This is a genomic window from Polaromonas sp. (assembly GCF_035638815.1).
Lineage (GTDB): Bacteria > Pseudomonadota > Gammaproteobacteria > Burkholderiales > Burkholderiaceae_C > Polaromonas.
This window is the reverse complement of the sequence record NZ_DASQZG010000013.1, coordinates 12628-31445: the sequence shown is the minus strand read 5'-3', so window position 1 is coordinate 31445 and position 18818 is coordinate 12628. Positions and strand designations below refer to the sequence as shown.

Sequence of the window (18818 nt, the reverse complement as noted above, 5' to 3'; positions counted from 1 at the left end):
ATTGCATTCTATCGAGGAAGGCGCGCTGCAGCCGCTCACTGCAGGAAAGTGGCGCGTAACAAACACCGGGACGCCGGAACTGGCCGCCTACAATTGACCCCATGACCCCTTCCAGCAGCTTTACCCTCACCGCCCTGTCCCCTCTGGATGGCCGTTATGCCGCCAAACTCGCCGCCTTGCGCCCTCTTATGTCGGAACTCGGCTACATGCACCGGCGCGTGCAGGTGGAAGTGGTGTGGTTTATTGCGTTGTCTGACGCAGGGTTTGCGGAATTCAAGCCCCTCAGCCCCGGAGCACGTACTTACTTGCTCGGTTTGACCAAACATTTCTCTGAAGCGGACGCCGCAGCCATCAAGGAAATCGAAAAAACCACCAACCATGATGTCAAGGCGGTGGAGTACTGGATCAAGTCCAAATTTGAAGCCAGGCCTGAACTGCAGGCGGCGGCCGAGTTTGTGCACTTTGCCTGCACCAGTGAAGACATCAACAACACCAGCCACGCCCTGCAACTCAAAAGCAGCCGCGACCAGGTTTTGCTGCCCACGCTGGACAAAGTGATTGCCCAGCTGCGTGAGATGGCTCACCGCTTTGCCGACCAGCCCATGCTTAGCCGCACCCACGGCCAGACCGCCAGCCCCACAACCGTGGGCAAGGAAATCGCCAACGTGGTGGCGCGCCTGGACGTCGCCCGGGAGCGAATCGCGGCCGTGAAGCTGATGGCCAAAATGAACGGCGCGGTGGGCAATTACAACGCGCACCTCTCAGCCTGGCCAGACTTCGACTGGGAGGCCCTGAGCCGGCGAGTCATCGAGTCGCCAGAACCGCTGGGCCTGGGCTTGACCTTCCAGCCCTACAGCATCCAGATCGAGCCGCATGACTACATGGCTGAGCTGTTTGACGCGGTGGCACGCGCCAACACCATCCTCATCGACTTTTCGCGTGATGTCTGGGGGTATGTCAGCGTTGGCTACTTCAAGCAGCGCCTCAAAGCCGGTGAAATTGGCTCCAGCACCATGCCGCACAAGGTCAATCCGATTGATTTTGAAAATGCCGAGGGCAACCTGGGCTTGGCTAATGCATTGCTGCGCCACCTGAGTGAAAAACTGCCGATCAGCCGTTGGCAACGCGATTTGACCGACAGCACCGTCCTGCGCAACATGGGCGTGGCTTTTGGCTATGCCGTGCTGGCTTACACCTCGCTGGGTACGGGCCTGGGCAAGCTGGAGCTCAACCAGGAGGCTCTGGATGATGACCTGAACGCATCATGGGAAGTGCTGGCCGAGCCGATCCAGACCGTGATGCGGCGGTACGGTGTGCAGGGCGCTTACGAAAAACTCAAGGAAGTCACGCGTGGCAAAACCGTGACAGCCGAGGCGCTGCACGGACTGATCCGCTCGCTGGAGATTCCGGAAGCTGAGAAGCAACGCCTGCTGGACATGACACCGGCCACCTACGTGGGCAAGGCAGCAGAGCTGGCCAAACGAATCTAAAGCCCCCACGGTCGCTCACTGCGTGTAGCTCCCTGCCCCCCGAGGGGGCCGCTGCGCCTGCGGCCCGGCGAAGCCGGTTCCGCGGCCCCGGCTGGGCTGAAGACATCCCGCGTATTCCGTTCGTCCTCAGTTTTGCGATTTTAGGGAAGCACTGGCATGTCGCCGCCGCATTGCCAGCACTGCTCAAACCCACCTTCAACGGTTTCCCCGCAACTGCAGACCCAGTGCCGCTGCGGCGGGTTTTGCAAACTGTGCAGCAAAGCCTCGGCACGGGGTTTTTCATCATCGTGCGCCAGCCAGACTTCTGGCTGGCACTGGTCTGGCGGCAACTCGCCTGCCACGCTACCCAGAAAATACCGTTGCACACTGGCAGAAAAGCCTGCTTGCTGCAAAGCATCGGCCCACAATGAGGCAATGGCAATGTTGGGGGCGCGTGCGAGGCGAAGCATGCGGCCAGTTTACTCCTGAATCTATAGCTAACTGCGCCCGTGGAATAAGGGCCAAAGGCTAAAAAGACCGTTAACTGACTTTATGGGACTCCACCGGCACATCCTTGTTCTCAAGCGCCCGGTCAGCGTACCGGCCAAAACGCCAGGCCGTGGCTTCCTGTGTGATGCGCCGCCAGGTGCTGCGCTTTTCGACGGGACCCAGTTCGGGCCAGTGCTGCACTTCGTCGAAGGTGCGGCCACATCCCTTGCAAACATCGTCACCCTGGCTGGTCGAACAAATGGCGATGCAAGGGGTGTCGGCGGTTGAGTCGTACCAGACGCGCCAGGCTGCCATCGCCGGTGCCGGAAAGCCCGCTTCGTCTGCTTCCTCCTCATGGTAGAAAACCAGCAAGGCGTAGACCTCTGCCAGCGCACGCAGTTCCGGCGCCAGGGTGACGCCATCAGGTGAAGGCTTTTTCTCGCGCCAGTAGTTAATGGCCGCTTCGATGTCGGTGATGTGAATGGCTGGCATGAGGTGTGAAAGGGGGACGCTAAATTATCGATGAGCGGCCGAACCGGAAGCATCCTCGGGCCTAATTGGGGCGCTCCCCGATACGACTGAAGGAATACCGGTCAGCTAGAATACCCACACGAAGGGGAGTAACTCCCTCATTTTGCTGCATGGCGCGCAGGGCCGCCCAGGCAGCAATATTGTTTCAGCAAGTCGTCAATTCGAAGCTCACACTTCCGGCTTGCTGGACATGCACATCAGCTGCATGTCGAGCCAGACCTTCGATCGAAACCTGTACAGGTTTGATCGAAGCGTTCAAGGCTCCTTGCACCGCTTCATTCATCAACCTGTCCTGCTTCAACCCTGTCGGCCATTTGCCTGCGACTGGCCTTGTCGAAATCTGGATACGGAGTGATATGTCATGGAGCTTTTTTCTACACCTTGGTGGTCTGCCCTGCTCGCCATTATTTTGATTGACCTGGTACTGGCTGGCGACAACGCGATCGTGATCGCGCTGGCAGCACGCAACCTGCCGCCGCATCTGCAAAAGAAGGCCATCGCGTGGGGAACGGTGGGCGCCATCGCCGTGCGGTCTGTCATGACGGTCGGCGTCGTCTGGCTGTTGAAAATTCCGGGCCTCATGCTGGTCGGCGGCCTGGGGCTGTTATGGATTGCCTACAAACTGCTGGCCGATCAGGGAGGCAAAGAGCACGACGGCCCTGTCGCCAGCACCTTTTGGGGCGCCATGAAGACCATCGTGGTGGCTGATGCCCTGATGGGTGTTGATAACGTGCTTGGTGTTGCCGGCGCGGCCCATGGGGCGTTTGACCTGGTGGTGATTGGCTTGCTGGTGAGCATCCCCATCGTTGTTTTTGGCAGCACCATGGTCCTCAAGCTGGTCGAGCGCTTCCCCGTCATCATCAGTGTGGGTGCCGCCGTACTGGCTTTCACCGCCGCCAAGATGGTGGTGAGTGAACCCCTGCTGGCCGCCATTTTTGGCGGCGCGAACGTCCCGGCAGGCAAAGAAACCCTGCAGCTTGCAGCGCGCTGGGGTACCTACGCTTTGGCGGTTGCCGGGGTTCTGGGCGCAGGCTGGTGGGTGACGCGTCGCTCCCGCAGGGATGCAGTTGGCAACGCCCTGACGGAATAAGCAACTTCGGGAAACGCGAAGGACCAGGCATCAACGATTTTGTGAGTGCGCGGTTCCCGTTGATGTCAGTCGATCAACGGGGCCGGACCCCTAGCGTGCCGCTTTTTCGTCCGCTGCCTGTTCCCGCAAAATCTGGTCTACCTCGCGGGCCCGGGTATCGATGATGGAACTGTCGATGTAGTTCTCGGGCGCCGAACTGTTTCGATTGCTGCGCACCATGTCCTGCGCGGCCTTGAGCCGGTCTCGGGCCGCCGGGTAATCGAGCTGGGCCACGCGCGCTTCCGCATCAGCGCGAATCGCCCGCAGGAGCTGTCCCTGCTTGCCATAGGCTTGAGAAAGCAACTCCCAGGCAATCGCGTCCTTTGGATAATCAGTGACCCACCTTTGCAGGCGGCCTGAAGCCTCAGCGGCCCGGCCGGCGCCAATGTCCGCCCTGGCTTGCAGCAACACGGCGGGGCGACTACTGGTGTTGGTGAGCTTGATTGCAGCTAAAGGGTTTTCGGCAGCCAGCTCCAGCTCCATCGCCAGCCATTGAACCTGGTCAGTCAGCGGACGGCTGGAGGCGACAGCTTGCCTGAGCCTGGCAACAAAGCTGCGCCCCAAAACGTAATCCCGCAAACGAATGGCTGCAAGCGTTCCTGCGTAAAGCGCACCTGCGTCGCGCGCCGTGACGGCGGTCGCAGGACTGGCCGCACGTTGCGCGTTGGTCACTGCAGTTTGCAAGGCATCGCTGCTGGTGTCACCCATGACACGCGCCCGCCCGGCCATCATCGCGTGAAGCAGGCTGGCGGCAGCCGCGTCCGTCGCCGCCGCACCCGATGGGGCTGGCGTGTTTGCTTCCAGCTGCAGCCTGCTCTTGGCCTCGGCAATCCGCTCGGTGTTTAAAGGGTGGGTGCGCAAGTAGGGAAAAGAGCCACTGTCGGTAAGGCGTGACGCTTGCTCGAGCTTTTCAAACATGCTGGTAAAGCCCTGCTTGTCAAACCCGGCTTCGGCCATCACCCCAAAACCGACCCGGTCCGCCTCACGCTCCATGTCGCGGGAAAAATTGAGCTGATTCTGAATGGCCAAGGCCTGCCCCCCAGCTATCGCGGCGTTGGCCATATCCGCATTTCTGCCAGCAGCCATGATTCCAAACAGGATGGTGGCAATCAGCAACGGGACTTGCTGATCTTGCTTGCTCATCAGCCGGGAAATGTGACGCTGCGTGACGTGGCTCAATTCGTGCGCCAGCACCGAGGCCAGCTCGTCCCGCGTACTGACCACACTGATCAGCCCCAGATGCACGCCCAGGTACCCCCCCGGCAAGGCAAAGGCATTGACCGACCGGTTACGGATCAGCATGAGATCCCACGCAAATCGCTCTTCCAGCTCCGCGCTCAGCTCTCCCCGGGCCCGAGCCGCGACCATCAGAGGCTTCCAGATACCCTGCAGGTAATCCCCCAGCACCGGGTCGTCCAGATAGTCGGGGTCCCGGTAAATACTGCTGGCAATGCGATCGCCCAAGCGCCGCTCCGCGCCCGCAGTCAGTTCGGACGTATCGCCCAAGGTGGGCAGGGCTCCGCTGGGTCGCCCCGGTGATTGAGCCTGGGAAAGACCGGCGGATGCGATAAAAATGGCAGCTGCGAGAGCAACGCTGCGAGGTGCATGATGAAACAAAGGCAATTACCTCAAGTGGTGCAGAGCAACCTCAAAACGGCGCTCCGGACGATGGTGTCATGCGGACAAGCTCTTATGATGATGGAAGCTTGTAAAGGTTTTGTAACAGTATGACTACAACTTCAGGGTTAACTCACTTCGACGGGCAAGGCCATGCTCACATGGTTGACGTCGCAGCCAAGCCCGCCACACACCGCGTCGCCGTGGCACGAGGAAGCATCGTCATGAATGCAGCCACCCTCGCCATCATTATGGAAGGCACGGCCAAAAAAGGTGATGTGCTGGGCATCGCCAGAATAGCCGGCATCATGGCCGCCAAAAAAACGGCTGAACTGATCCCCCTGTGCCACCCGCTCGCGCTAACGCGCGTGGCCGTTGATTTCCACCCAGACGCGGCTAATGCGTGCGTGATCTGTTCATCCAGGGTTGAGACGGTGGGTCCAACTGGTGTTGAGATGGAAGCCCTCACCGCTGTGCAGGTTGCGTTGCTGACAATCTACGACATGTGCAAGGCAGTCGATCGGGGCATGACGATCACCGACGTGAAGGTGCTTGAGAAACATGGCGGCAAGTCGGGAAGCTTCACAGCGCCGGCCTAGGAGGAGACTGGCTACTTCTCCATTTTTCGTAGTCTTGCGGAAAAGCCCTGCGGTAGCGGTGCTGATGCAGAAGTGCCTGCTCGTCCAAGCCCAGGAGAATAGCGCTTTCGATCAATTTTTCGATGACCTGCGGCTCCGGAGAGAAATGAAGCATCTCATTCGCCAGGCTATAGACGCGTGAGGCGTTGGTTGCCACCGGTGCCGTTGTGGCCAATTCAGCAAATTGCACCTGCCCGCGATACAACCAGCTTCCGCGGATTTTGATCAGGGTGTCTTCCTGAAAAGCAGGATGTCGCGCGGCCGGAGCCAAGTAGATTTGGCTGACCCGGTAGTAGTCCCAAGCCGCATACACCAAAAACGCTATGGTTACGATAGCAAACATTTGGCATGAATATAGGGCCTTTCTCGTTTTTTTCACTGAACTCCCAGCGCCAGCGGTTTGCAGGGAGGACTCAGGCAATTTTTTCAAGAGCATGGCCACGCACAGGCCAAGAGCTATCTGGAAGGGGCCGTACCACAATGGGTACTCGAGCAGGCTGTGCAACCCGATTACGGCCAACACTGCCCATGCCATCTGTCGGGTGGGATTCCTATCTCGCCAGGGACGTGTGCGCACAACCACCCATATTGCCGAGCCGCACAATAGCAAAGCTGCGGGAATGCCCAGCTCAACCGCTAGGTGCAAAGGCAGATTATGGGCATTGTCAAGAATGTCGCAAAACCGCTCTCCGGGATAAATGCTCATGTAGTGTGCATAGTCCAGCTCGCCCCAGCCCCATCCGAACCATGGCTTCTGCGTGATCAGGTGAAGAACATTGGACCAAAGGGTCAGGCGACTGGCGCAAATCGCATCTCCAGCCCGCAAGCGGCCAAGCATCCCCCGCTCAGGGTCTAGGCCAGCGAGCCAAGGCAACGCCAGCATGGCCACGGCGTAGGCCAGCAAAGCCACCAGCAAAACACGCCAAATTATCGGCCTGCGCCAACTTGTCCACGACCCGCAAAGCAAACAGAGCAGCCCCAGCTGCAGCATTCCCGTACGAGACGAGGATGCCGCGTTGCCCGCCGCCAGCAAAGCCGCACCGGCGAACGCCATCCACATCCTGGCACCCGCCCACCCTTGCCTTGCCGTCAGCCAAAGCAGGCCCACCAGTGAGATGTTGGTCAAAGTCGCGAACTGGTTGCGCTGTCGCAAGTTGGCAAACGCCTCGCCCACCGCAGTTTGGTTCATCCATGGAAGAAATCTGTCCTCCGCTCCAAAATACTGAGCCAGGCCCAGAAAGCTACTGAGGACACCCGCGAGCAGCCAAGCCCAGGCGGCGACCGACGGCAACCGTTCAGGCGGGTGAAAGTCTGGGCGATGCGCTCGGCTGTACATGCCGATCAGGATGGCGATGCATCCCCCCGATACCAACAGCGGAACAACTGAGGGCGTCGGCCCCGGGGCAAAAGGATTGATCCAGGGCAGGATGAGAAAGACGATGGCGGCAGCGGATTGCATTTGACGCGAGGGTCTCGGCGTTGAAGGTCAGACGGTGAGGGGCTGCAGACTGGTGCGCTGGCACACTGATCTGCTGGCGGTAATGGTAATACGCAGCAGCAACTGCGGCGCGATCCGCGTGCCCTCTGCAGGTGGCACATGCTGTACGCAAGCAGTTGAGTCATGCCTCTCGAACAGCTTGCTGGGCATGGCGCAGCAAGCTAACACCCTTCTAGCGAATCAGTGATAGTCCGTTACAGTGTGATCGAGGGGTAGGATAATCGACCAGGCAAGGTCGAGCACAAGCGCACGGGCGCGCTATCACCCTCTACTGCCCCCGCGCGCCGACATGGTGATTTCTATTCGGAAACCGCAGCTGGAAAAAATGCTCAGCACTTAAAGGGAAACAATCGATGCCACCCAATGTGATTTCCATCTGAGCTTGTTTGCATCTCCGCCAAGAGCTTCTCAATTCATGAAGATTACCGCCCTGAACCCTTTCCAGATTTTTCTCGACATCTGGCGCCACCGGTATTTGCTCGGCCAGCTTGTCAAGCGGGACGTGCTGCTGCGTTATCGCGGCGCGATGTTGGGTGTGTTGTGGATTTTTCTCAGTCCGCTGCTGATGCTGAGCATTTTCGCCTTCATCTTCGGCCAGGTCTTTCATGCACGTTGGCCCCAGGAACACGGCGCCCTGCCCTTTTGGCTGGTGCTGTACAGCGGGTTGATAACTTTTAACATCTTTGCAGAAACGGTGGCTCGTGCCCCGATGTCCGTGCGCGGCAACCCGAATTTCGTGAAGAAAATTGTTTTCCCCGTGCACATACTCCCCATGGTTCCGTTGGGAGTCGCGTTGGTTCACGGCACCTTTAACTTTCTGCTCATGCTCGCAGCACTTGCCGGGACAGGAACTCTGACATTGCAGGCGCTGACCTTTCCGCTACTGCTCCTTCCGGTTTTATTTTTGGCGCTGGGACTTTCCTGGTTCGTAGCTGCTTGGGGGGTGTTCATCAAGGACATCACGCAGGTTGTGCCCATGCTGACGCAAATGCTGCTTTTCTTGTCACCTGTCTTCTACCCGGTCAGTGCCGTCCCCGCTTTCCTGCAGCCGTTTTATCGGTTCAACGCCTTGGGCATCGTCATCGAAACGTCCCGTGCGGTGATTGTCGGCCAGCCGGTCCTGTGGAGCGCATGGGGGTTAGCTTTTGTCGCTTGCTTTGGCGTCTTATTACTCGGCTATGCCTTCTTTCAATACAGCCGGGGAGAGTTCGCCGATGTGCTCTGACGTCTCCATATCGGTCAGACATCTAGGAAAGGCATACCGCCTCTTTTCTCATCCCCAAGACCGCGTAAAGCAGTTTCTGTTCTTTGGGATTAAGAAATACCATCGCGAATTCACTGCACTGCAGGGTATTTCGTTCGACCTCATTCGGGGTGAAACCGTAGGCATCATTGGCAGAAATGGCTCCGGCAAAAGCACGCTTCTGCAGATCATTTGCGGAATACTCAAAGCAACGAGTGGAACGGTGGAGGTCAACGGGCGCGTGATTGCCTTGCTTGAACTCGGATCGGGTTTTAGCCCTGAGTTCACTGGGCGCGAAAATGTTTACTTTCAGGGCGCGCTTATGGGGTTTACCAAAGCGGAAATGGACACGCGTTTTGCGGACATCGCCAACTTCGCAGAAATTGGCGAATTCATCGACCAGCCGGTAAGAACCTACTCTAGCGGGATGTTCGTGAGGCTGGCATTTTCAACTGCTACGCACATGGACCCGGAAATTCTCATCCTGGACGAAGCTCTTTCTGTGGGTGACGTAGGGTTCCAGAAAAAATGCTTCGACCGCATAGATGCTGTCAGGCAGCGGGGAGGGATCGTGCTCCTGGTCTCCCACGCCATGGAACAGATAGCTCACCACTGTGACCGCGTGATTGTTCTGGAAGGGGGTGAGATGGTCTTCATTGGAGCCGCCCCCGAAGCCATACATCAGTATTTAACGCTTCTCAGCCTGCCTCCAGCCCAAGAGGGAGGTCAGCGAAAAAAACGCCCTGCCGACGCGCAAGACCGATTGGTTCACCGCTCTCACTACAATCCCGCCGAAACCCGCTGGGGAGACCAGTCCTCCACCATCATCGACGCATGTCTTGTTCAAAATGGAGTGGAAGACCCCCAAGTCTTGACTCTGGGCGTGAAAGTAGAGCTGAGGTTTTGGAGTGTCTACCACGCCGACAGCGAAAGCCCTGTTTTCGGCATTGCCATCAAGTCCAAAACCGGCGCCATGATGCTGACCACGAATTCACGAATTTTGCTTGGTCCCGGCGAACCGCAGAAACAGAAAGCGGGCCAGACCCTGGGCATCAGTTTCTTCTTCACGCCTTTTTTTGGGCCGGCAGACTACCTGATCTCCCTTGGAGTGACAAGTGAAACAAGCGAAGGCTTGCTTGCTCATGATCGGCGCTATGACTGCATGGTCCTGAAACTGAGAAACACGCAGCCTCATGGCAGTCCGGATGCCGGTTTGAGTTGTCAAATTGAAGTTGCGTAAAAGTGCTTGCTTCAATATCCAACGGATAATGCTTTTACCCTTTATCCATACCCTCGCATGACAATTACATCGCTGGTTAATGCGCTTCCTGAGATCTACCAGCCGGTGTACGGACATCCGGAATTCGATATCCATGCCGCCAGGCCCTCTGCCGATCGGCTTCGCCTGATTGTTTCTGTTTATACATTGCTGTCAGCAGAACTTGATCGTCCCCTGCGGGTTCTTGATCTGGGTTGCGCGCAGGGCTACTTCAGCCTTCATCTTGCTGCGTTGGGCGCAACAGTAACAGGCCTTGACCGCCTTGATCAGAATATCAGTTTATGCAATGCGCTTGCGGGCGAACGCTCCAGTTACTCTCTGCAGTTTGAAGTCGGAAGCATTGAGGACAAGCTGCGGCGCATGGCACCAGGTGAGTTTGACTTGGTCATTGGCATGAGCGTCATGCATCACATTTGCGCACACAGAGGAGCGCAATGGACGCAGGCACTTCTGGGGGAGGCAAGCAACAAGATTGAGGCTGGTTTGTTCGAGGCGGCACTCCGCGAAGAACCCGCCGAATGGGCTGAGCAACAACCAGAAACGCCAGATGGGCTGTATCAGGATTTTGCGTTTCTGGTCCGCGCCGGGGAGTTCGCCACTCATCTGTCCACACATACTCGACCCGTCTATTTCGCAAGCAACAAGTTCTGGCTCTTGGACAACTCTCTTTCCAGGTTCGACCATTGGGCAGTCGCTGCACATGAATTTGACCGGGTCAGCAATGAGCGGGGACGACGTTACTTCCACAACGAGACACAATTTCTAAAGCTTGTGCATTTTCACGGCCCCCAAGGAGCCTTGAACCGGCAAGAGTTTGAGCGGGAGATTGGGTTTCTTTGCCGCCCCGAGAGCACGCAACTCGGTTTCCCCGCAAAAATCCACAGCGCCTTGGGTTCTCACGAAGGATGGATTTTGAGAGAACGTATCTCTGGAGAACTGCTCAGCACGCGGCTGCTCGGAGACAAACATGTAAATCCAGTTTCCGTCATCAGCGATTTGCTGCGGCAGCTCGCCGCTCTGGAAGCGATGGGCCTGTTCCATGAGGATGTGCGCACATGGAATATCCTGATACGACCCCAGGGAGAGGCGATTCTCATCGACTACGGCTCGATCAGCAGCACAAGAGCTGACCGTGAGTACCCAAAAGACTGGCGGATACCTTTGCTTGTCCTTCTCACCCAGCTTTTCAGACACCCACAGGAAATTCAATGGCCTCCGGATCTGACTGAACTCCACCCTGATCACTTGCCTGAGCCCGCTGCAAGTCTTGCCTGGAAAATGTGGGGCACACCCTTGAATGACTGGACCTGGAAAAAAATTGCCAGCGAGTGGGCTAGCGGTTTAGCCTCTCCACCATTTGACGGAAGGGGTTTACGGGACAGTCTTGGAACGCCTACCAAGGAGGAGGTACGACGGCTCGCCTCCCGCGTCCAGGACCTTGAAACAGGCCTCACCATGATGCAGGACAGGCTAAGCAGATGGAGCAGTTCTCTCGCTTTTATGAAACCGGTGTGGCGTGTCGTTCGAGCCATTGTTCCCCGAAGATTTTTCCCAAAGCATGTTTCCCACGTACACGGGGAAACACCCCGGAGCATTGCTTGCCACGTCTGTCGGCGAGGGCAAGGGCAGCTCTACAACGATGCCAACTGGACCGGCTATCCCGGTTACGTTTTGCTGCAGTGCGACTGGTGTGGCTCAATCTGCTCCGACCCCCTGCCAAGCGACGAGGTGTTATCCAGGCTGTATCAAACAGATTTCGACTACCGGTGGTACCAGGATCACTATGATGCCAAGCTTAAGGACTGCCGAGCGCGCATCGTGGAATACGCCCCGTTACTAGGCAAGCGCGTGCTGGACTTTGGCGGTGGAGTGGGATACTTTTCCAGAGCCGCAGCTGAAGCAGGTTTGGATAGCACGACCTACGACCCCTATCTTCATGACTCCGCGCCCAAAGGTCTGGGCTGGGACAGCGTTGTCGCTCTTCACGTTCTCGAACATTCAAACAATCTGGACAAAACCATTACCCAAATCAAGGAATTTCTCGCTCCGGGTGGAAAAGTGATCCTTGCTGTTCCGAACGCCTCGGGGCTAGGCTACAAAAAACTGGGCATGCGGTGGGTATGGGCGCAACCACCGCTGGTACACATATTTCATTTCACTCCAAAAGGACTGAAAGCGCTGCTGGCTCGTCACGGCTTCACCAATCTGGCAGAAAGTTATCACGAACGATGGGATGCCAACTTGCATTGCGATCTCATACATGCGGAACAGTTTCACAATTGGGACGCTGATTGGGGACGCAGGCCATTTAAGCCTTTCCAGCTGTATCGGCGATGGATTGCAAGGCGCAATGCCAAGCGGCGCTTTGAAGGACTGGATCAATCTTTATCAAACTACGACCCTCACAGTGACGCCTATTCTGAACTCCAGATCACAGGAGTTCTGGAAAATAAATGAAACTTGGTGTTGTCAGTGAATCACGCTACCTTGTCAGAGATATAGATCCTGACTGGAAGCTTTACAGTTTCACCATTTCTCCCGACACGCTATCCTTTTCCAGAATTTTTTACTCTGCGTTCGCCACCCCGGCGCGCTACGTACAAGAGATCTTTCTGAAACTGAAGGAATCGGCGCGACACGCGGAAGTTGCTGCAACATTTGTCTTCAATCCACTGTTCAGCAGCTCGTCTCTGGACGTCCTGCTGACACTTGCGGCTCTTAAGGGTGCGTCGACCTTCGACGGTATTACTGTCGTTGCCGACAACGACAACCGGCCTGTCGGATATCTTCTGCCAACTCACCTGGATGCCGAAGATTCGAATTTTCTGATTTTGCTTTCTACTGTAGACGCAGAGCTGGACGCAACGCTTTGCCAATCGCTCTTTCGGATCGAAACGCGGGTCTTAAAGGTCCTCGATATCACTCTCGGCAACTCCCAACACAATGGCTTTGTCTACGACGACAACTACAGCACGTACCGGTGGGTCGCCGAACGCGCGATTTTGATGCTTAAAGCACAGACGTCCCGTGCAAATATTAGCTTTACCGCCGTCATGCCGCATCACGCCGGTGATGTGCTCTTTTTTACGTTGGCATTCAACTGGTCGAGCTCTCCAATCAAACGCATCGCTGTCAATCGTGCCTACCAAAACATTGTGGATGACAACGCTCCAGGGCTGGCAGTTCTGCCTATCGAAGCGCCGCTAATCAATCGCGGGACCGATTTTCAACAAGGCAAAGTGACATCCGAAAGTACCTATTTCGAATCGATCAAGGGCACACTGCCGCAAGACAGTTTCTACACCTACTTTAGACCCTCGCGTGACTACAACGCCTCGTTGTTTCATTTGATCGATCATTTTGCGTTTGCTTTGGGTCAGCGTTTTCACTCAAATCAGGATTTGTTCGCCACCGCTGTGGCCCGCCCTCATACGTTTCAGCCGCAACCGCAACCCAACAGCCCCATGCGCGTTTTGCTGCACTTTGACGGCGGCTGGGCACTGAAGGTGTACCCCGAACCACAGCAGAAGCAGCTCATCGAATTGCTGCGCCGCAAAGGCTATTCATTGACTGTTTTAACAAATGGCGGGCATGACTATTCGGGTTGTGAGGTAACTGCCTTCCAAAATTTTGCCCACTTCAAGACATTGCTGAAGACCCACCATCTGATGGTGGGAATGGATTCTTTTCCGGCCCACTACGCTGCGCATGTACTTGGGCTTCCTACGGTGTGCCTTTTCGCCAGCACCCGTCCGGAGAATTCAAATGCACCACAAACGCAAAATTACGCATGGCTGGAAGCGGGCTTGCGTTGCCGACCTTGCTATGGCCTTATTCGCTGCCCCTTATACGGGGGGTCTTACTGTCGGAACTTTGTCGACCCTGAAACAGTGGCTTCGGTGGTAGAGAGAATGCTGCGAGCTGCACACGAAGAGAAGCGCTCGCCCCTGACTTCTGGGCCCGTCCCAGCCTCCAGCTTGGCGGGACCAAGACCCATCCCGCCAAAAATCAAACGCATTTCGCTCAGGTATCTGCGCATGAAAGTCATGCTTGCGCGGATGGTCATTCCGCAAATGAAGTATCTGGGCCTTCTGTATCGGGAATATGCAACCATCGCTCGAAGAGACGGGTTCCTGCTCGCCACATTGCACACATTGCGTTTTTTGCGAAAGGCGCTGCGTTAGGGCAGCGCTCACAGCAAGGAGCTTGGCGGCTTGCGAGCCAATACAAGAATATGGTGAGGCGCAATTTCCTCGGCGGCGCAAAGCTCCAGTCCAACGTATTCAACAACACTGACAGCCAGGCGCCTGTCAAACACATGATGGTGCAAAGAACGATTCTCAAAATTGCGCATGGAGCGCGACTTGAAGGAGTCAATATCGCCGGCGTCCGGGTCGCGCTTCAAATCATGAAGCGCCAGGATTTCGGGTAAATGGGTCAGATCATCTTCGGGCATGCCAGCCTGAAAGTCTTCAATCAGATGCTCAAGAGTTGTCACCGGACGCCGATGATCGAAAGTGTGGCTCTTGTTGGGCAGAACCAATGCTAGAAGGCCGTTATCAGTCAGCAGCTTTTTCCAGAGAGACAAAGCCAGAAGTGGGTTGGCAGTGTGTTCCAGCATATGAGAGGAAAGCACAAAATCATAGGTTCCCGCAAGAAGCTGATGCAGCATGGAGGATTCGCCAATGTGCTGCCGTCCCAACGGCTTGCCCGGATGGAAGAAATACGTTCCTCCATTGGCGGATGATTCTCCCCAAATCGTAGCGTCGGAAAAATTGCAGTTATCAAGATTTTTGACCAGGGAGTACACAGGGAACATCCCTCTGGCCGAAAAAACTGCGCTGGGGCCACCGATTTCTATTCCTGACTTTTCCGCAAAGTGGTGCTTGTTCGGGGCAAAGGATTTGGCCCGCCCCGCGTTAAGGCTTCGCAGCCGCGAATAGGTCACACGTAGCAGCCCCCAAACGCCCCGCGACCGAAGCACCGCAATCGCCCGTTGAATCATTGTGTTTCCAGTGAATCGCGCTTGAAAAATGCGGGTTGGCCAAAACCCTCCAGGCACCAATCTCACCACTAGCAATCATTGCTGAAGGCGCAAAATACTTTCCCTTCCACAAGGTCCCATGCGTCGGCTCAGACCGTCAACTATGCCTAAAAAAAATGCGCGCACCTTGTCAATACGCTGTTCTTCGAGGAGCGCCATTTCCCCCAAGCCCAGAAGTAATCGGGTCATCCGTCGCAAACACCACTGCGGTTCGCGCCACCAGTATTGGGCTACCGTGACCACAGTGTTGCGTGCAATATAGTATTTTCGCAATGGTGGGTGGCGTGGCAGGGCGCCGAGAAATGGGATTTTTGCCCCACCTTCTCTGCCAACGCTGTGAGTCATAACGGGTTTGCAGCTGATGACAACTTTTCCGCCCCTGGCTCTGACTCGCAGGCAGAATTCGTGATCGACCTGATCAATAAAATAATCCTCCCGAAAACCGCCGATTGATACCGCAAAACGCACATCAATCAAACTTCCCGAGGTGATGACCGTCTTTTGCTCATAAAAACATTCTCGCTCCCCGGCGGCCACCTTCGTACGCCCGCTTCTGGGGTCGTGATAGTTCCCGCCAATCACCGCAGCCGCGGGCCCGCAGGCGCGAGACACCGCAACCAGCGTACTCACCATGTCCGGCAGGCAATCGGTATCCTGATCCAGGGTCACTATCCATTTGTATCCAGCCTCAACCGCATAGCTCAATCCTTGGTTGAGGGCTACCGCGATTCCTGCGTTGTGCCCGTTGGCAATGTGATGAACCCGCGGCACGAACTCTTTTTTCTTCTGGAGTAGCGAGGCGCTAGTTGCATCAGGGGTGTTGTCGATGACAACGACTTGTGCGACCTGTGCCGGGAGCTGCTGCAGCAGAGCGTCGAGTTCCTCGCCTGGAAAATAGCTAACGACTACGGCACAAACCAGACCGGCTGCGTCAGAACCTGATTCTTTTTGCTGAGGTGCAGCGGTCCGTGAGTAGCCGTTTCCAGCCATAACAGCAGCGTGCTTGCTCATGTAGTTTCCTGAAGCCACTTCCAGGTCTGTTTTATCCCCCCCTCAAGACTGGTCTGCGGCTTCCATAAAAGCTTCGCTTCTGCCCGCGCGGTATCCAGCACAATTGCGCGAACGTCGGTAAGCTTAGGTGCGTGATGGATCGCTGTCAAGGCAATGCCGGTTACCCGCTCAACCATTGCTCTTGTCTCATTGACGCTGTATCCCCTGCCGCTTCCCAGGTTGTATGTGTCAGCGTCCTGCGGAAGCTTGATCAAGCGAGAACAGGCTTCGACAATATCGTCGATGTAGATGAAGTCGCGCACATTCTCTCCATCGCCCCAGATTTCCACAGGCGTGCCAAGCAGCGCGTGTTCCAGCATGGTTCGAACCAGTCCAAACCCATTTTTCATACCCTGCCCTGGACCATAAGCGTTTGAAGGCCTCACGACAGTGACAGCATGCCCTTGCGTGCGAAATATCTCAAGGAAGCCCTCCTGAGCAGCCTTTCCCGCGCCGTAGTTGGAACGGGGGGCGATGCGGAAATCTTCGTTCACAGGCAGCCGGCCCGGGTTGCCGTACACCGTACCGCCGGAGGAGAAAAATATCAGGTGTGTTTGAGGACGGATGCGCACCAGCTCCAGCAGCCGGGTGGTCAAGGCTAAGTTTTCAATCTCCATTCCCGGAAGGCCAGCTGATGAGCCCGGCGTAGTCGTGGACGCCAGGTGCACTACTGTTGCGCATTGCCTGAGCAAGCCTTCCACCTTGTCCGCATCCTGGCGGCCCAGGACATGCACGCGAATTCCGTCCCGCGTCAAACGTCTGCCCAATGCGGTGCCGATGAAGCCACCACCTCCGAGCAGCAGGACGTCATGGCGACCCATTATTTAAGCCGCCAGCAACTGGGAATACGCAGCTACGTAGCGGGAGGCGCAGTCGTCCCAGCTGCCAACCGTACTTCTGACCCACTGACGAGCAGCACTGCCGGCATTCCTGTTGTTTGCCAAGTCCCCGAGCCATTGAAGCCCTTCCCGAAACTCCTCCCTGCTTCCTGCCAACCAGCCAGTAGTGCGATGCTGGATCATGTCGCGGTGCGCGGGCAAATCCGACGCCACTATCGGTATTCCCGACGCCATCGCCTCCAACATGACTTGAGGCCGCCCTTCATCATGACGGCTTAAAGTGATCAACCCACTTGCGATTGGAAACCAATGCTTCAGCAGATCGGCCGGATAAGTAGGCCCGTGATAGTGCGCCCAGGAAGGTAGCACGATTTCTTCTTGCATCGGTCCAAACAAATGCAATCGCTGGTTCGGACCAAACAGTCCTTCGCCCCACTCAAACAAATCACCGATTTTGTTCTTGGTCACCCGTGTCACGACTAGCCAATGAGAAACGTTGTCCACCGCCGAGCCCCGCACAACATCAAACCAGGAGCCATCGACGCCAAAGGGGATCGTGCGGACTTCAGCAATGTCGCCGAAGGCCTGCTCCAGCAAGGGTCGCATCCAGTCCGCGTTAGGCGCCAGGATGGCGCGCCGCTGCCGCAGCACCGACCGCAACATCGCCTTCATGCCGGGCAAGCGTAGCAGCGCAAAGTCGGTGCCCAGCACGGTAATCAATGCGGGTGTGCGCGTTCCCCAAAGTGGCAACGCGTTCTGCAGCCAGTTGACGTGAGCCACATCGATGCGCTGGCGGCGATAGGCGCGGCCAAGGCGCAACAGCAAGCCCAGTATGGTTGTGGCGGCCAATGCTTTGCGGGTGCGCAGCAGGTGTGCGATGCCCCCTTGTTTCGACAGGCGCGCGAGCCATAAGGCATCGGCCGGAGTCGCTACGCTGACCGCATCGGCCGGCAACTCACCCGGCGGGGCCCACACTGAAAGCGTGATGTTCTCCTGTTTCGCCAACGCCGTAACCATATTGGCAATGAAACGGCCGCGCCAATCCTGTAGGCTCTCCGGGTAGGAGGTGCTGCTCATCAAAACGTTCAAGCTAGTCGCCTTCATGGTCGGTAGTGTCAATATTTTTGTAATGCAACGCAGAAATCTGCTCGGATACGATACCAATCAGGAAGGTAAAGATGGCAGAAATGAACAGCAGAGCGCTCATGTTGGTAAACCTGCCAGCACTAAGGTAGGTGTATAAATAGTAAGAAAGACCCGTCAGAAAAAAGCCAGCGCTAATGGGCAGAAACAGCTTTTGTGGCGAGAAAAGCGTACCGATCTTGATGATGATCAGCAGGAAGCGCAAACCGTCTCCCAATGGACGGATATGGCTTGAGCCACTGCTTCTGCGTGGCGAATGAATAGGCACATAGGCTACGCTGTAACCAGCACGAAAGAAGCTCATGGTGATCGTTGTAGGGTACGAAAAGCCATTAGGCAGCAGATATAAAAATTGCCGAAAACGCGCCGCCCGCACCACCCTGAAGCCTGAGGTGAGGTCAGCTATCGGTTGCATCACCATCCAGCTCGCGAAACTACTGAAGACTTCGTTGGCTACAGCGCGGTGCAGCCCCGCTTGTGAGCCTGACTGGCGCGCCCCCACCACCATGTCAAAGCCTTCGTTTAGTTTTCCCAGCAGAGCCGGAATGTCTTCAGGTTTGTGCTGACCGTCAGCATCCATGAAAACAATCACGTCGCCGCGAGCCGCCCGCGCCCCGGTTTTGATGGCCGCGCCATTGCCTTTTGGGTAGGGGTGGCGCATGTGCTTGGCAGTCGATTCAGCGCAAACAGTAGCTGTGTCATCGCTTGAGCCGTCGTCAACCACGATTATTTCTGCATCGCCCATCAGCGCCAAAAGGCGGGGCAGGATGTCGCGCAGGCTGGTCGCCTCGTTTCTGGCGGGGATGACAATGGAGATTTTTACTGGGTGAGACATTGGCAAAATAGGCA

At 56.6% G+C, this 18818-nt stretch carries 16 protein-coding genes; 7 read left to right on the top strand and 9 right to left on the bottom strand.

Annotation, left to right across the window (positions count from 1 at the left end; genetic code table 11):
* Positions 1 to 101: 101 nt before the first annotated feature.
* Positions 102 to 1490, top strand: coding sequence for an adenylosuccinate lyase (gene purB / locus VE934_RS08305; protein ID WP_324886270.1), 1389 nt, complete (start codon positions 102 to 104; stop codon positions 1488 to 1490).
* A gap of 140 nt (positions 1491 to 1630) precedes the next feature.
* Here purB and VE934_RS08300 read toward each other — a convergent pair whose 3' ends face one another.
* Together VE934_RS08300 and VE934_RS08295 are read right to left on the bottom strand one after the other, a co-directional pair.
* Positions 1631 to 1939 carry a DUF2007 domain-containing protein gene (locus VE934_RS08300; protein WP_324886268.1) on the bottom strand — a complete coding sequence of 103 codons (309 nt, stop codon included), beginning with the start codon at positions 1937 to 1939 and terminating at the stop codon, positions 1631 to 1633.
* A gap of 70 nt (positions 1940 to 2009) precedes the next feature.
* Positions 2010 to 2450: a DUF3717 domain-containing protein gene (locus tag VE934_RS08295; RefSeq protein WP_324886266.1), complete on the bottom strand. Its 441-nt coding sequence runs from the start codon at positions 2448 to 2450 to the stop codon at positions 2010 to 2012.
* 400 nt (positions 2451 to 2850) lie between these two features.
* Here VE934_RS08295 and VE934_RS08290 point away from each other — a divergent pair, with 400 nt between their 5' ends.
* Positions 2851 to 3579, top strand: coding sequence for a TerC family protein (locus VE934_RS08290; RefSeq protein WP_324886264.1), 729 nt, complete (start codon positions 2851 to 2853; stop codon positions 3577 to 3579).
* Positions 3580 to 3669: 90 nt separating this feature from the next.
* Here the strand turns inward: VE934_RS08290 and VE934_RS08285 are convergent, their stop codons facing one another.
* Positions 3670 to 5193: a M48 family metalloprotease gene (locus VE934_RS08285; RefSeq protein WP_414693829.1), complete on the bottom strand. Its 1524-nt coding sequence runs from the start codon at positions 5191 to 5193 to the stop codon at positions 3670 to 3672.
* Between the two features lie 152 nt (positions 5194 to 5345).
* Between VE934_RS08285 and moaC the strand changes: the two genes are divergently transcribed.
* Positions 5346 to 5834 (top strand): cyclic pyranopterin monophosphate synthase MoaC, encoded by a 489-nt coding sequence (moaC, locus tag VE934_RS08280; RefSeq protein WP_324886260.1) that lies wholly within the window; start codon positions 5346 to 5348, stop codon positions 5832 to 5834.
* Here the strand turns inward: moaC and VE934_RS08275 are convergent.
* A complete protein-coding gene (locus VE934_RS08275) occupies positions 5818 to 7062 on the bottom strand; it encodes a PglL family O-oligosaccharyltransferase (protein ID WP_324886425.1) in 1245 nt (414 codons plus the stop codon). The two genes, moaC and VE934_RS08275, sit on opposite strands and share 17 nt — an antisense overlap.
* Positions 7063 to 7786: 724 nt before the next feature.
* Here VE934_RS08275 and VE934_RS08270 point away from each other — a divergent pair.
* From VE934_RS08270 to VE934_RS08255, 4 genes are read left to right on the top strand one after another with little or no spacing between them, the layout of a single operon-like run.
* A complete protein-coding gene (locus VE934_RS08270) occupies positions 7787 to 8596 on the top strand; it encodes an ABC transporter permease (RefSeq protein WP_324886258.1) in 810 nt (269 codons plus the stop codon).
* Complete coding sequence (locus tag VE934_RS08265; RefSeq protein ID WP_324886256.1) at positions 8550 to 9854, top strand: ABC transporter ATP-binding protein; 1305 nt, start codon at positions 8550 to 8552, stop codon at positions 9852 to 9854. The genes VE934_RS08270 and VE934_RS08265 overlap by 47 nt, the downstream gene beginning before the upstream one ends.
* A gap of 57 nt (positions 9855 to 9911) precedes the next feature.
* Positions 9912 to 12350, top strand: a complete 2439-nt coding sequence (locus tag VE934_RS08260; protein ID WP_324886254.1) for a methyltransferase domain-containing protein — start codon at positions 9912 to 9914, stop codon at positions 12348 to 12350.
* Entirely contained in the window at positions 12347 to 14077 is a 1731-nt protein-coding gene (locus VE934_RS08255; protein WP_324886252.1) for a glycosyltransferase family 9 protein, read from the top strand. The genes VE934_RS08260 and VE934_RS08255 overlap by 4 nt, the downstream gene beginning before the upstream one ends.
* An 8-nt stretch (positions 14078 to 14085) precedes the next feature.
* On the opposite strand, the gene VE934_RS08250 is transcribed toward VE934_RS08255, so the two are convergent.
* The 5 genes from VE934_RS08250 to VE934_RS08230 form a co-directional block, all read right to left on the bottom strand.
* Entirely contained in the window at positions 14086 to 14898 is an 813-nt protein-coding gene (locus VE934_RS08250; protein WP_324886250.1) for a methyltransferase domain-containing protein, read from the bottom strand.
* 75 nt (positions 14899 to 14973) lie between these two features.
* Positions 14974 to 15948, bottom strand: coding sequence for a glycosyltransferase family 2 protein (locus tag VE934_RS08245; RefSeq protein WP_324886248.1), 975 nt, complete (start codon positions 15946 to 15948; stop codon positions 14974 to 14976).
* Entirely contained in the window at positions 15945 to 16808 is an 864-nt protein-coding gene (locus tag VE934_RS08240) for an NAD-dependent epimerase/dehydratase family protein (RefSeq protein WP_324886246.1), read from the bottom strand. Before VE934_RS08240 ends, VE934_RS08245 begins: the two co-directional genes overlap by 4 nt.
* 3 nt (positions 16809 to 16811) lie before the next feature.
* Positions 16812 to 17915, bottom strand: a complete 1104-nt coding sequence (locus tag VE934_RS08235; RefSeq protein WP_324886244.1) for a glycosyltransferase family 4 protein — start codon at positions 17913 to 17915, stop codon at positions 16812 to 16814.
* A 1-nt stretch (position 17916) separates the two neighbouring features.
* Positions 17917 to 18804, bottom strand: a complete 888-nt coding sequence (locus tag VE934_RS08230) for a glycosyltransferase family 2 protein (protein WP_324886242.1) — start codon at positions 18802 to 18804, stop codon at positions 17917 to 17919.
* Positions 18805 to 18818: the final 14 nt, after the last annotated feature.

Coding starts and splice junctions, on each gene's coding strand:
- VE934_RS08255 (WP_324886252.1), top strand. CDS start 12,347: ATGAAACTTGGTGTTGTCAGTGAATCACGCTACCTTGTCAGAGATATA.
- VE934_RS08230 (WP_324886242.1), bottom strand. CDS start 18,804: ATGTCTCACCCAGTAAAAATCTCCATTGTCATCCCCGCCAGAAACGAG.
- moaC (WP_324886260.1), top strand. CDS start 5,346: ATGACTACAACTTCAGGGTTAACTCACTTCGACGGGCAAGGCCATGCT.
- VE934_RS08300 (WP_324886268.1), bottom strand. CDS start 1,939: ATGCTTCGCCTCGCACGCGCCCCCAACATTGCCATTGCCTCATTGTGG.
- VE934_RS08270 (WP_324886258.1), top strand. CDS start 7,787: ATGAAGATTACCGCCCTGAACCCTTTCCAGATTTTTCTCGACATCTGG.
- VE934_RS08275 (WP_324886425.1), bottom strand. CDS start 7,062: ATGAACCAAACTGCGGTGGGCGAGGCGTTTGCCAACTTGCGACAGCGC.
- VE934_RS08295 (WP_324886266.1), bottom strand. CDS start 2,450: ATGCCAGCCATTCACATCACCGACATCGAAGCGGCCATTAACTACTGG.
- VE934_RS08290 (WP_324886264.1), top strand. CDS start 2,851: ATGGAGCTTTTTTCTACACCTTGGTGGTCTGCCCTGCTCGCCATTATT.
- VE934_RS08265 (WP_324886256.1), top strand. CDS start 8,550: ATGCCTTCTTTCAATACAGCCGGGGAGAGTTCGCCGATGTGCTCTGAC.
- VE934_RS08250 (WP_324886250.1), bottom strand. CDS start 14,898: ATGATTCAACGGGCGATTGCGGTGCTTCGGTCGCGGGGCGTTTGGGGG.
- VE934_RS08240 (WP_324886246.1), bottom strand. CDS start 16,808: ATGGGTCGCCATGACGTCCTGCTGCTCGGAGGTGGTGGCTTCATCGGC.
- VE934_RS08260 (WP_324886254.1), top strand. CDS start 9,912: ATGACAATTACATCGCTGGTTAATGCGCTTCCTGAGATCTACCAGCCG.
- VE934_RS08245 (WP_324886248.1), bottom strand. CDS start 15,948: ATGAGCAAGCACGCTGCTGTTATGGCTGGAAACGGCTACTCACGGACC.
- purB (WP_324886270.1), top strand. CDS start 102: ATGACCCCTTCCAGCAGCTTTACCCTCACCGCCCTGTCCCCTCTGGAT.